Genomic DNA, 13647 nt, shown 5'->3' on the forward strand with positions numbered 1-13647 from the left:
GGGAACCCTCATGTCCCGACGTCCGTGGCGCGTTCTGCTGACCGCGCTGGCGCTGATCGCCCCCGGAGCGCTCGCGCTCGACGCCACCCCCGCGTACGCCCTCGACATCCCGCCGTCCGACTACCAGCAGGTGTCGCTCGCCTCGGGCGGCACGGAGCTGGGCGAGGCGATGTCGCTGGCCGTGCTGCCGAACCGGTCGGTGGTGCACACGGCACGCGACGGCACGTTACGCATCACCGACGCCGCCGGCGCCACGAAGGTGGCCGGCCGGCTCAACGTCTACACCCACGACGAGGAGGGCCTGCAGGGCGTGGCGGCCGATCCCGGCTTCGCCTCCAACCGGCACCTGTGGCTCTATTACTCCCCGCGGCTGAGCACGCCGAGCGGCGATGCGCCGAGCACCGGCACGCAGTCCCAGTTCGACCAGTGGAAGGGCGAGCTGTATCTGTCCCGGTTCACCCTGAGGACGGACGACACTCTTGACCTGTCCAGCGAGAAGGTGGTCCTGCGGGTGCAGAACGACCGCGGCATGTGCTGCCACGTGGGCGGGGACATCGACTTCGACGCCGCCGGCAACCTCTACCTGACCACCGGAGACGACACCAACCCGTTCGAGTCGGCCGGCTACTCCCCGCTGGACGAGCGGACCGGCCGCAATCCGCAGTACGACGCCCAGCGCTCCGCCGCCAACACCAACGACCTGCGCGGCAAACTCCTGCGCATCAAACCGCAGGCCGACGGCACGTACACCATCCCCAGCGGCAACCTGTTCCCGCCGGGGACGGCGAGAACCCGGCCGGAGATCTACGCGATGGGCTTCCGCAACCCGTTCCGGATGAGCGTGGACAAGGCGACCGGCATCGTCTACCTCGGCGACTACGGGCCCGACGCTGGCGTGACCAACTCGGCCCGCGGGCCGAACGGGCAGGTGGAGTTCGACCGTGTCACCGGTCCGGGCAACTACGGATGGCCGTACTGCACGGGCACGAACACCACCGCCGAGACCTACAACGAATGGAACTTCGCCACCAACGCCACCGGCCCCAAGTACGACTGCGCGGGCGGCCCGGCCAACAACTCCTTCCGCAACACCGGCCAGGCCACGCTGCCCGCCGCGAAGCCGGCCTGGATCCGGTACGCGGGGGACGCGGGAAGCCCGCCGGAGTTCGGCTCCGGATCGGAGTCGCCCATGGGCGGCCCGGTCTACCGCTACGATCCCGGTCTGAGCTCGGCCGTCAAGTTCCCCCAGTCGCTCGACGGGCGGTACTTCGCCGGTGAGTACGGGCGGCGCTGGATCAAGGCGATCGAGGTCGAGCAGGACGGCGGGTACGGAGAGATCGCGGCGTTCCCCTGGTCGGGGACGCAGGTGATGGACATGGCCTTCGGCCCCGACGGAGCCCTGTACGTCCTCGACTACGGCACCGGGAGCAACAACCAGGCGCTCTACCGCATCGAGTACATCGGCGACGCCGACCGCAACCCGATCGCCAAGGCGTCCGCCGACAGGACGTCAGGACCGGCGCCGCTCACCGTGGCCTTCTCCTCGGCGGGCAGCTCCGACCCGGAGGGCGGCGCGCTGACGTACGCGTGGAACTTCGGCGACGGCACCACCTCCACGGCGGCGAACCCGACCAAGACCTACTCGGCGAACGGCTCCTACACGGCCACGCTCACGGTCCGGGACCCGCAGGGCCTCACCGGCACGGCGAGCGTGACCGTGACCGTCGGCAACACCGCGCCCACGGTCACCCTCGCCACCCCGGGCGACGGACAGCCCTTCTCCTTCGGCGACACCGTGCCCTTCCAGGTCACCGTCAGCGACCCGGAGGACGGCACGATCGACTGCGCCGGGGTCACCGTCGCCTACTTCCTCGGCCACGACAGCCACCGCCACCAGATCACCTCCAGGACCGGCTGCTCGGGCTCCATCGCGGTGCCCGTGGACGGAGAGCACGACGCCGCGGCCAACATCTACGGGGTCTTCGAGGCCTCCTACACCGACAACGGCGGCCTGACCTCGGCCAGCGCCCGCATCCTCCAGCCACGGCACCGGCAGGCGGAGCACTTCGGCGCCCAGCAGGGCGTCCAGACGGCCGAGCACGCCACGGCGGAGGGCGGCATGACAGCCGGCTTCATCGACGACGGCGACTGGATCTCCTTCCAGCCGTACCGGCTGGCGGACGCCACGCGGATCACCGCCCGCGTGTCCTCGGCCGGCGCGGGCGGCCGGATCGAGGTGCGGGCCGGCTCGGCGACGGGCACGCTGCTCGGCACCGCGACCGTGGTGAGCACCGGAGGCTGGGACGTCTTCACCGACGTCTCGGCGTCCCTCGCCGGTGCGCCGGCCGGGACCACGACGCTGTACCTCGTCTTCCGCGGCCCGGCCGGGCAGGGCTACCTGTTCGACGTGGACGCCTTCACCCTGTCCACCGGCGGCCCGGGCGGCACGACCGCGCTCAAGGGCGTGGGCTCGAATCGCTGCCTGGACGTCAACGGCGCCTCGCAGGCCAACGGGGCGCAGGCGCAGATCTGGGACTGCAACGGGCAGGTGAACCAGCAGTGGACCACGACCAGCGCGGGCGAGCTGCGGGTCTACGGTGGCAAGTGCCTGGACGTGAACGGTGCCGGCACGGCGGACGGCACCGCGGTGATCATCTGGGACTGCAACGGCCAGAACAACCAGAAGTGGCGGCTCAACGCCGACGGCAGCGTCACCGCCGTCGGCGCGGACAAGTGCCTGGACGTGCCCGGCACCGCCAACGGCGCCAAGGCACGCATCAGGACCTGCGACGGAGGAACCGACCAGCGCTGGACCCGCATCTGAAAGGGACACCCATGCTGCGACATCTGACTTCGGCCTTACCCGGGAGCGGCCGCAGAACGCTGCGACGCCTCACACTGACAGCGGCGGCGATCGGCCTCGCCGCGACGATGCTCCCCGCCCTCCCCGCCGAGGGCGCCGCCGTCAAGGTGCTGGTGTTCTCCAAGACGGCCGGCTTCCGGCACGACTCGATCCCCACCGGGATCCAGGCCATCCGCGACCTGGGCGCGGCCAATGACTTCGCCGTGGACGCCACCGAGGACTCGGCCGCCTTCAGCACGGGCAACCTGGCCCAGTACCAGGCGGTGGTGTTCCTCAGCACGACCGGCGACGTGCTGAACGGCGACCAGCAGGCCGCCTTCCAGACGTACGTGGACGGCGGGGGCGGCTACGTCGGCGTGCACGCGGCCGCCGACACCGAGTACGACTGGCCCTACTACGGGCAGCTCGTGGGGGCCTGGTTCAACAACCATCCGGCGATCCAGCGGGCCACCGTGCGGACCGAGGACCGGGCGCACGCCGCGACCGCGCACCTCGGGGCGACCTGGTCGCGCACCGACGAGTGGTACAACTACCGCACCAACCCCCGCCCGAACGTCCGGGTGCTGCAGAGCCTGGACGAGAGCAGCTACAGCGGCGGTGGCATGGGCGATCATCCGATCACCTGGTGCCACCCGCAGTCCTCAGGCCGTGCTTTCTACACCGGCCTGGGGCACACCCAGGAGTCGTACGCCGATCCGGACTTCCGCGCGCTGCTGGTCGGCGGGATCCGGTACGCGGCCAAGGCCGTCAACGCCGACTGCCGTCCGGAGACCGGGTACACGACGTTGTACAACGGCTCCACGGCGGGCTGGTCGCAGGCGGGGCCGGGATCGTTCGCCAACAGCGACGCCACGCTGACCTCCCAGGGCGGCATGGGCATGTTGTGGCACAACGCCAAGGAGTTCCGCTCCTACTCCCTCAAGCTCGACTGGAAGCTGACCGGCGACTCCAACTCCGGCGTGATCGTCGGGTTCCCGGCCACCAGCGACCCCGGCGCGGCGCTCAACACCGGATACGAGGTGCAGATCGACGCGACCGACACCGCGGACAAGACGACCGGGGCCATCTACGGGTTCAAGTCCGCCGACCTCGCCGCCCGCGACGCGGCGCTCAATCCGCCGGGCCAGTGGAACACCTACGAGCTGCTGGTGGAGGGTGAGCGGCTGCAGGTGTTCCTGAACGGCGCCAAAGTCAACGACTTCACCAACACCGACCCGGTCCGTTCGCTCCAGCAGGGCCATGTCGGCATCCAGAACCACGGACCCGGCGACGTCGTGGCCTTCCGCAACATCCGCGTCAAGGAGCTGACCAGCAACCCGGGCGGCACGAGCGCGCTGCGTGGTGTGGGCTCGAACCGGTGCCTGGACGTGAGCGGCGCCTCGCAGGCCAACGGCGCGCTGGCGCAGATCTGGGACTGCCACAGCCAGGTGAACCAGCAATGGACCTCCACCAGCGCCGGTGAGCTGCGGGTTTATGGCGGCAAGTGCCTGGACGTGAACGGCGCCGGCACGGCGGACGGCACCGCGGTGATCATCTGGGATTGCAACGGCCAGAACAACCAGAAGTGGCGGCTGAACGCCGACGGCACGATCACCGCCGTCGGGGCGAACAAGTGCCTGGACGTCGGCGGCACCGCCAACGGCACCAAGGCACGCATCTGGACCTGCAACGGAGGCAGCAACCAGCGCTGGTCCCGTGCCTGAAGCAGTCCGTCCCCACCGGGTGGCCGGCGCACGCCGGCCACCTTTCTCCGCATCCCGCGTCAGGAGGCTCATGAGCTTGCGATCCACCGCTCGGCCACGAAGGCAGGCCAGGTGCTGAGCATGCGCGGCATCGGCAAGACCTTTCTGGGCGTGCGGGTGCTGTCCGGGGTGGACCTGGAGGTGACCGCCGGCGAGGTTCACGCCGTCGTCGGCGAGAACGGCGCCGGCAAATCCACCCTCATGAAGATCATCTGCGGGGTGCACTCGCCGGACGAGGGCGTGTTCGAGATCGACGGCCGGCCGGTCTCCTTCGGCCATCCGCTCGAGGCGCAGCGCTCCGGCATCGCGATCATCCACCAGGAGTTCAACCTGCTGCCGGAGCGCACCGTCGCCGAGAACGTGTTCCTCGGGCGCGAGCCCGTCAGGCGCGGCCTGGTCGACCGCGCCGCCATGGAGAAGGCGACCGCCAGGCTCCTCGACGAGCTGGGCGAGGGCCCCTTCGGCCCCCGCGACACGGTCAAGCGCCTACCGGTGGCCCAGCAGCAGATCGTCGAGATCGTCAAGGCGCTGTCGGTGAACGCCCGGCTCCTCGTTATGGACGAGCCCAGCGCGGCGCTCGCCGAGCACGAGGTCGAGCTGCTCTACCGGCTGATCGGGCGGCTGAGGGAGCGCGGCGTCGCCGTCGTGTACATCTCCCACCGATTACGCGAGGTGTTCGACCTCGCCGACCGGGTCACCGTGCTCAAGGACGGCGCGCGCGTCACCACGCTCCCGATCGGCGAGGTGACCCGCGACGAGCTGATCCGCCTGATGGTGGGCCGCGACCTCGGCACCTACTACCCGCCCCGCTCGGCGGGCGCCGGCGAGGTGCGGCTCAGCCTGCGCGCGGCCGGCAACCACAAGCTGCGCGACATCGATCTGGAGCTGCGCGCCGGGGAGATCGTCGGCATCGCGGGCCTGCAGGGGTCGGGCAGGTCGGAGCTCGCCAAGGCGATGTTCGGCGCGGAGCCGTTCACCACCGGCGAGATGACCCCCTCGCGCCCGCGCTCGGTCCGGGAGGGCGTGGCCCTGGGCATCGGGCTCGTGACCGAGGACCGCAAGGCCGAAGGGCTCGCGCTGCGCCAGGCTGTACGCGACAACGTCCTGCTCGTCGCCCGCGCGGTCGGCGCCGGGAACCGCGGTGGTGTCCGCGGCCTGCTCGAACGGGTGCGCCTGTCGCCTGCGCAGCGGGAACAGGAGGTCCGCTACCTGTCCGGCGGCAATCAGCAGAAGGTCGTGCTCGTCAAATGGATGACGATGGCGCCACGGGTGCTGCTGCTCGACGAACCGACCCGGGGCATCGACGTAGGGGCCAAGGCCGCGATCCACGACCTGATGCGAGAGCTGGCGAACGACGGCATGGCCATCATGATGATCTCGTCCGAGCTGCCCGAGCTCATCGGCATGAGCGACCGCGTCGTCGTCCTGCGCGACGGCCGCGTCGCGGGCACGCTGCCGGCCGGGGCCTCCGAGGAGGCCGTCATGCGCCTGGCCGCCGGAGAGGTGGGCTGAGTGGACCTGCTCACGCGCGCCCGCCGCCCCGCCCGCCAGCCGCGCGGCCTGGCGAGCCACCTGCGCGACCCCGCGCGGGTGGTGTTCCTCGCGATGTTCGGCCTGGTCGCGGCCGGCTGGGCCCTCGTCGCGCTCGACGGCGGCCAGTTCCTCACCCTGGAGAGCGTCGTCGGGATCCAGCAGCGTTCCGCGGCCCTCGGCATCGTGGCGATCGGGCAGACGCTGGCGATCCTGGCCGGGTCGCTCGACCTGTCGGTGGCGTACCTGATCAGCCTGACCTCGCTGGTCGCGGCCGAGATCATGGCGGGCCAGGACGGGAACGCCGGGCCGGCGATCGCCGCGGCGCTGGCCATCAGCGTGCTGGTGGGACTGGTCAACGGGCTGGTCGTCACCCGGCTCCAGGTCCACGCCTTCATCGCCACACTCGGCGTCGGCCTGATCATCAAGGGCGTCGTCGACCACCTGTACGACGGCCCGGCGGGTAAGGTGCCCGAGTCGTTCCAGCTCCTCGGCTACTCGCGCGTCGGGCCGATCCCCGTCTCCGCCATGCTCTGGGCGGGCGTGGCCGTCGTGGCCTGGTTCCTGCTGAGCAGGACCCGGCTGGGCTACCGGATCTACGCGGTGGGCGGCGACGAGGAGGTCGCCCGGCTGTCCGGGATCCGCACGTCCCGCGTCATCGTGATCACCCACGTGCTCTGCTCGGTCTGCGCCGGCATCGCGGGCCTGCTGCTGGCCGCCAGGCTCGGGGCGGGAGCGCCCACGGTGGGCACCGACGGCGGGTACGACCTGGAGTCCATCGCCGCGGTAGTGCTCGGCGGGACCGCGCTGGCCGGAGGCAGGGGCGGGGTCGCCGGAACGGTGGGCGGGGTTCTGCTGCTGGCCGTCCTGGACACCCTCTTCAACCAGCTCGAGGTCAACTCCTTCGCCAAGGACGTGGTCCGCGGCGCGGTCATCGTCATCGCGGTGGCCGTCTACGCCCGGCGCGGCACGAGGCGGGTGGCATGAAACGGGCACTTCCCATCCTCGCGGTCCTCGTGGTGCTACTGGTCGCGATCGCGGTCGCCAACCCCTTCTTCCTGGAGCCCGCCGGGTTCCTGGCGTTCCTCAAACGGGCCGCGCCGCTGGTGATCCTCGCCGCTGGACAGTACTTCGTGGTCGTCTCCGGCGAGTTCGACCTGTCGGTCGGCTCGCTGGTGACGGCCGAGGTGGTGATCGCCGCGCGGCTCATCGACGGCGACGAGTCCGCCACCTGGCCGGTCCTCGCCCTGCTGATCGTCGCCGGGCTGCTCGTCGGCCTCGTCAACGGCGTGCTCACCACCAAGCTGCGGGTGCCGTCGTTCATCGTGACGCTCGGCATGCTGCTCGTCCTCAGCGGGGCGGTCTTCCTCTGGACCGGTGGCGCGCCGCGCGGCGCGCTGTCGGAGGGCTTCAGGGCGTTCGGCCGCGGCGGCCTCGGGCCTGTGCCGTGGTCGGTGCTGATCATGCTGGCCGTGGGCGCGGCGGCGATCTGGCTCATGCGCGCCGACTTCGGCAAGACGCTGATGGCCACCGGCGACAACGAGCGCGCCGCGGCACTGTCCGGGGTTCGGGTCGACCGGGCCAAGATCTTCGCCTTCATGCTCTCCGGCCTGTCCGCGGCCGTCGCGGCGATCCTGCTCGGCGGTTTCGCCGGGGTCTCGGCGCAGGCGGGCCAGGGGCTGGAGTTCTCCGCCATCACCGCGGTCGTCCTCGGCGGCGTGGTGCTCGGCGGTGGCCGCGGCTCCGTGCTCGCCGCCATGGCCGGGGCGGTCACGCTGGAGGCGCTGTTCACCCTGCTCAACCTGTACGGGATCTCGGGGGCGCTGGAGTTCACCGTGCAGGGCGTCATCATCATCGCCGCGGTCGCGGCAGGAACCGTCCGGCTTCCCCGGAAGCCCACCCCCCGAAGAGGAGACGTACATGCCGCGTCCTAAGGCCGCAGTCGCCGTGCTCACCGCGCTCGGCGCGCTCGTCGCCGCCTGTACCACCGACGAGCCGGCGGCCACCACCACCTCGGCCGCCGCGAGCGCTCAGGGTTCCGGTACGGGCGCGCAGTCGAAGTTCTTCGTCCAGGCGGACTTCGACGCCCAGCTCGCCATGCGCTCCCAGACGGCTGAGGGCCCCGCGAACAAGCCCTGGGAGCAGGCCATCGCCCCGAAGATGATCGACACGGCGAAGTACAAGAAGGACGGGCCGTACCACCTGTGCTTCTCCAACGCGGCGGTCAACAACCCCTGGCGCCAGGTCGGCTGGAAGACGATGCAGGCCGAGGTCGGCCTGCATGAGGAGATCGAGAAGTTCACCGCCCTGGACGCCGAGGGCAAGGACGACAAGCAGATCTCCGACATCGCCGAGCTGCAGGCCAAGGGCTGCGATGCGCTGATCGTCTCGCCGAACACCACGGCCACGCTCACCCCGGCCGTGACGGCCGCCTGCGGGAAGGTGCCCGTCATCGTGTTCGACCGGGGCGTGCAGACCGACTGCCCGGTGACGTTCATCAAGCCCATCGGTGGCTACGCCTTCGGCGCCGACGCCGCCGAGTTCCTGGCGGAGAAGGTGGCGGCGGGCGGGAAGGTGCTGGCGCTGCGCATCCTGCCCGGCGTGGACGTGCTGGAGACTCGCTGGTCGGCGGCGAAGGTGGTCTTCGACAGGAGCCGCCTCCAGGTGGTGGGGGTGGAGTTCACCGACGGCGACGCCACCAAGACCAAGAGCATCGTCAGCGACTACATCCAGCGGCACGGCACGATCGACGGCGTCTGGATGGACGCGGGCGCCACGGCGGTGGCCGCGGTCGAGGCGTTCGAGGACGCCGGCCTGCGGGTGCCGCCGATCAACGGCGAGGACCAGCAGGACTTTCTGCAGAAGTGGAAGGACACCGGCCTCACCGCCGTCGCGCCCACGTACCCCACCTACCAGTGGCGCACCCCGGTCATCGCCGCGCTGAAGATCCTCAAGGGCGAGGAGGTGCCCGGGATGTGGAACCTGCCGCAGCCGAAGGTCACCAGCGAGAACCTGCCGGCCTACCTCAAGCCGAACATGCCGCCCTTGCACTACGCGCTGTGCGGGTGTGAGGACCTGCCCGGCTTCCCGGAGAGCTGGGGCGGGAAGAAGGGCTGACCGGCTCCTTCCCGCGAACGACGACGAAGAGGGACGCCATGTTCTCCATCGGAGTGAACACCTGGGTCTGGGTCTCCCCGCTGACCGACGACGAGCTGGCGCGGCTCGCCCCCCGCGTCGCCCGGTGGGGGTTCGACGTCATCGAGTTGCCCGTCGAGCGGCCCGGCGACTGGGACCCCGGCAAGGCCGCGGCGGTGCTGGCCGAGCACGGGCTGACCGCGTCCGTGGTGCTGGTCATGCCGCCGGGGCGCGAGCTCGTGGCCGCCTCCCCGCAGACCGTCCGCGACACCCAGGACTATCTGCGGCACTGCGTCGACGTGGCGGTGACCGTCGGCTCCCCGGTGATCGCGGGGCCGGCGTACGCCTCGGTCGGCCGCACCTGGCGGCTCTCGCCGGACGAACGCCGAGCCGTCTACGCTGAGCTGCGCGAGAACCTGCGTCCCGTCCTGGACCACGCGGCCGGGCGCGGGATCAAGCTCGCGGTCGAGCCGCTCAACCGGTACGAGACCAGCCTCCTCAACACCGTCGAGCAGGCGCTCGACGCGTTGCCGGAGGACTGCCACCTGGCCCTCGACGTCTACCACCTCAACATCGAGGAGAAGGACCCCGCCCGGGCGGTGCGGGCCGCGGCGGATCGCCTCGCGCACGTGCAGGTGTGCGGCACCGATCGCGGCACACCGGGGGCCGACCGCTTCGACTGGCCGGGCTTCACCGAGGCCCTGCGCGACGCCGGCTACGAAGGCCCGCTCGTCATCGAGTCGTTCACCGCGCACAACCGGACCATTGCCACCGCGGCCTCCATCTGGCGGCCTCTCGCGCGGAGCCAGGACGCCCTGGCCGTGGACGGCCTGGCCTACCTGCGCGCGCTTTGAAAGTTCCCACCGTTGCCGGCACCCCCTCAGGAGATCCTTCATGCGAAGATCACGCCTGTTCCGCGCCCTGGTCGCAGCCTTATCAGGGCTGCTGCTGTCCTTGTCGCCGCCGGTCGCGCACGCGGCCGCGCCCCAGTTCAAGGTGCTGCTGTTCACCGAGACGGCGAGCGGTGCCTTCCGGCACGACTCCATCCCCGCCGGCGTCGCGATGTTCCAGCAACTGGCGACCGACAACGACTTCCAGCTCGACCACAGCGAGAACTCCTCCGTCTTCACCGACGCGACGCTGAGCACCTACGACGCGGTGATCATGTTTCAGACCAACGGCATGGTGTGGGACAACGACGCCCAGCGCCAGGCCTTCCAGTCCTACGTGCGCAGCGGCCGCGGCGTCGTGGCGATCCACAACGCCACCGACATGAACATCGAGGCGCAGTTCCCCTGGTGGGACCAGATCGTCCTGGCCGGCGCCCACATGACCGCGCACTCGTCGATCCTGCAGGGCACCGCCAAGGTGGCCGACAAGGCCCACCCCGCCACCAAGGGGCTGCCGGACCGGTGGGTGCGCTCGGAGGAGTGGTACAACTTCGACAAGAACACGCGGGGCTCGGTCCACGTCCTGGTGACCGCCGACGAGACCACCTACGACGCGGGGCCGAGCAGGATGGGCGCCGACCACCCGATCTCCTGGTGTCACAACCCGGAGGGCGGCCGGGTGTTCGCCACCGCGATGGGCCACCAGACGTCCTCCTACGCCGAGCCGCTGTTCAGGCAGCACCTGCTGGGGGCGGTGCAGTGGGCGGCGGGCGTGGCGCCGGGCGATTGCGGCGGGACGGTCGCGGCCCGCTTCCAGAAGGTCACCCTCGACGGCGCGCCGGACCAGCCGATAGAGCTGGACGTGGCCTCCGACGGCAGGGTCTTCTACATCTCGCGCTCCGGCAAGGTGAACCTCATCCCCGCCAACGGCGGTGGCACGCGCGTCATCGGCACCCTGCCGGTGTACGACGGCGGCGAGGACGGCGGCATCGGCCTGGCGCTGGACCCGGGCTTCGCCACCAACGGCTGGATCTACATCAACTACTCGCCCGCCAATGGCGGTGAGGTGAACCGGGTGTCGAGGTTCACCTTCAACGGCACCGGCCTCGACCTGGCGAGCGAGAAGAAGGTCATCGAGATTCCGGCGTACCGCAACGTCGACGAGCCCGGCCACACCGGCGGCTACCTCGCGTTCGGGCCGGGCGGGAACCTGTACATAGGCCCCGGCGACGACACCAACCCCAACGGCTCCAGCGGCTACGCCCCGATCGACGAGCGGCAGGGCCGGGAGCACTACGACGCCCAGCGGTCCTCGGCCAACACCAACGACCTGCGCGGCAAGATCCTGCGCATCCACCCCGAGACCGACGGCACCTACACGATCCCGTCCGGCAACCTGTTCGCGCCCGGCACCGCCAGGACCCGGCCGGAGATCTACGCGATGGGCTTCCGCAACCCGTTCCGCTTCGCGGTCGACAAGGTGACAGGCTGGATCTCGGTGGGCGACTACGGTCCCGACGCGGGCGCCGCGAACCCCAACCGCGGCCCCGAGGGCACCGTCGAGTGGAATCTGATCAAGCAGCCCGGCTTCTACGGGTGGCCGTACTGCGTCGGCAACAACCTCCCGTTCAACGACTACAACTTCGCCACCGGCACCTCCGGCGCGAAGTTCGACTGCTCGGCGCCGGTCAACAACTCGCCCAACAACACCGGCCTGACCAGCCTGCCGGCAGCCAAGGCCGCGACCGTGTGGTACAACTACCACGCCTCGGCCGAGTTCCCCGAGATCGACTGCTGCGGCGGCGCCGCCCCGATGGGCGGCCCCTTCTACCGCTACGACGCGACCGGCGGCTCGGACCGGAAGTTCCCCGCCTACTACGACGGCACACCGTTCTTCTACGAATGGAGCCGCAACTTCGTCAAGGAGTTCCGCCTGGACTCCTCGGGCAACCTCCTGAAGATCAACCCCTACGTGGCGCAGCTCGCCCCGCGGGCGCCGATCGACATGAAGTTCGGCCCGGACGGCGCCCTCTACATGGCCGACTGGGGCAACGGCTTCGGCCACGCGAACACCGACGACAGCATCTACCGCATCGACTACGTGGCCGGAAACCGCGCGCCCCTGGCCAAGGCGAGCGCCAGCCCCGACTCGGGCACGGCGCCGCTGACGGTGGCGTTCTCCTCGGCCGGCTCGGCCGACCCCGACGGCGACGCCATCACCTTCGCCTGGGAGTTCGGCGACGGCGCGACCTCCACCAGCGCCAACCCCTCCCACACCTACAACGCCAACGGCACCTACACCGCCAAGCTGACCGTACGGGACGCGGGCAGCAAGACGGGCAGCGTCACGGTGCCCGTCGTCGTCGGCAACACCCGTCCCAAGGTGGCCTTCTCGGCTCCGCCCGACGGCGGGTTCATCGACTTCGGCGACGAGGTGGACTACACGGTCAACGTCACCGACGCCGAGGACGGCGCCGCCGACTGCGCCAAGGTCAACGTGATCACCGCGCTCGGCCACGACCAGCACGCCCACGACACCGGCCAGTACACCGGGTGCACCGGGACGGTCACGACCACGGCCTCCGGCCATGACGAGGCCTCCAACGTCTACTACGCCCTGTCCGCCGACTACACCGACTCCGGCGGTCTGAAGGGCTCCGCCGGCATCACCCTGCAGCCCAAGCACAAGCAGGCCGAGCACTTCACCGGCTCGTCCGGGATCCGCGTCATCGACGAGTCCGGAGCCGAAGGCGGCAGGCGCATCGGTGACGTCTCCAACAACGACTGGATCTCCTTCACCCCGATCAGCCTGTCCGGCATCGACACGGTGTCCTTCCGCGTCTCGGCGCCGTCCGGCACCGGGGCCTCCATCGAACTGCGCGCCGACTCGCCGACCGGGGCCCTCCTCGCCACCAGCACCGTGCCGGCGACCGGGGGCTGGAACACCTACGTGTCGCTGCCCGCGGTGCGGGTCACCGACCCCGGCGGCACGCGCAATGTCCACGTCGTGTTCAAGGCGCCGTCCGCGAACGCGTTCGACCTGGACTCCATCACTTTCAACGGCAGGGGCGTCGGCCAGGGCGACGGCTCGCCCCCGGACACCACGAGCGCGCTGCGAGGCGCCGGGTCGGGCCGGTGCCTGGACGCCGGGCCCTCGCAGGCCAACGGCACGCAGGCGCAGATCTGGGACTGCAACGGGCAGGCGAACCAGCAGTGGACCACGACCAGCGCGGGCGAGTTGCGGGTCTACGGCGGCAAGTGCCTGGACGTGAACGGCGCAGGCACGGCCGACGGCACCACGGTCATCATCTGGGACTGTAACGGGCAGAACAACCAGAAGTGGCGCCTCAACGCCGACGGCACCATCACCGCCGTCGGCGCGAACAAGTGCCTGGACGTGCCCGGCAACGCCACCGCCAACGGCACTAAGCTGACCATCTGGTCGTGCCACGGCGGCGCCAACCAGCGCTGGACCCGTACCTGACCC

General features: G+C 70.7%; 8 protein-coding genes. All 8 read left to right on the plus strand.

Going from position 1 to position 13647, the window contains the following annotated elements:
- Positions 1 to 10: 10 nt before the first annotated feature.
- The 8 genes from AB0C28_RS48625 (at position 11) to AB0C28_RS48660 (ending at position 13644) form a co-directional block, all read left to right on the plus strand.
- Positions 11 to 2824 carry a PQQ-dependent sugar dehydrogenase gene (locus tag AB0C28_RS48625; RefSeq protein WP_357862253.1) on the plus strand — a complete coding sequence of 938 codons (2814 nt, stop codon included), beginning with the start codon at positions 11 to 13 and terminating at the stop codon, positions 2822 to 2824.
- Positions 2825 to 2835: 11 nt separating this feature from the next.
- Positions 2836 to 4566: a ThuA domain-containing protein gene (locus AB0C28_RS48630; RefSeq protein ID WP_357862255.1), complete on the plus strand. Its 1731-nt coding sequence runs from the start codon at positions 2836 to 2838 to the stop codon at positions 4564 to 4566.
- 120 nt (positions 4567 to 4686) lie between these two features.
- Positions 4687 to 6117, plus strand: coding sequence for a sugar ABC transporter ATP-binding protein (locus AB0C28_RS48635; protein ID WP_358083172.1), 1431 nt, complete (start codon positions 4687 to 4689; stop codon positions 6115 to 6117).
- Complete coding sequence (locus AB0C28_RS48640) at positions 6118 to 7122, plus strand: ABC transporter permease (protein ID WP_358083175.1); 1005 nt, start codon at positions 6118 to 6120, stop codon at positions 7120 to 7122.
- Positions 7119 to 8069: an ABC transporter permease gene (locus tag AB0C28_RS48645; RefSeq protein WP_358083178.1), complete on the plus strand. Its 951-nt coding sequence runs from the start codon at positions 7119 to 7121 to the stop codon at positions 8067 to 8069. Before AB0C28_RS48640 ends, AB0C28_RS48645 begins: the two co-directional genes overlap by 4 nt.
- Positions 8056 to 9252 carry a substrate-binding domain-containing protein gene (locus AB0C28_RS48650; RefSeq protein ID WP_358083181.1) on the plus strand — a complete coding sequence of 399 codons (1197 nt, stop codon included), beginning with the start codon at positions 8056 to 8058 and terminating at the stop codon, positions 9250 to 9252. The genes AB0C28_RS48645 and AB0C28_RS48650 overlap by 14 nt, the downstream gene beginning before the upstream one ends.
- Positions 9253 to 9290: 38 nt before the next feature.
- Positions 9291 to 10124, plus strand: a complete 834-nt coding sequence (locus AB0C28_RS48655; RefSeq protein ID WP_358083183.1) for a sugar phosphate isomerase/epimerase family protein — start codon at positions 9291 to 9293, stop codon at positions 10122 to 10124.
- Between the two features lie 40 nt (positions 10125 to 10164).
- A complete protein-coding gene (locus AB0C28_RS48660) occupies positions 10165 to 13644 on the plus strand; it encodes a ThuA domain-containing protein (RefSeq protein WP_358083186.1) in 3480 nt (1159 codons plus the stop codon).
- Positions 13645 to 13647: the final 3 nt, after the last annotated feature.

The sequence above is a fragment of the Nonomuraea sp. NPDC048892 genome, assembly GCF_040649735.1.
In the GTDB taxonomy this organism is placed as follows: Bacteria; Actinomycetota; Actinomycetes; order Streptosporangiales; family Streptosporangiaceae; genus Nonomuraea; species Nonomuraea maheshkhaliensis.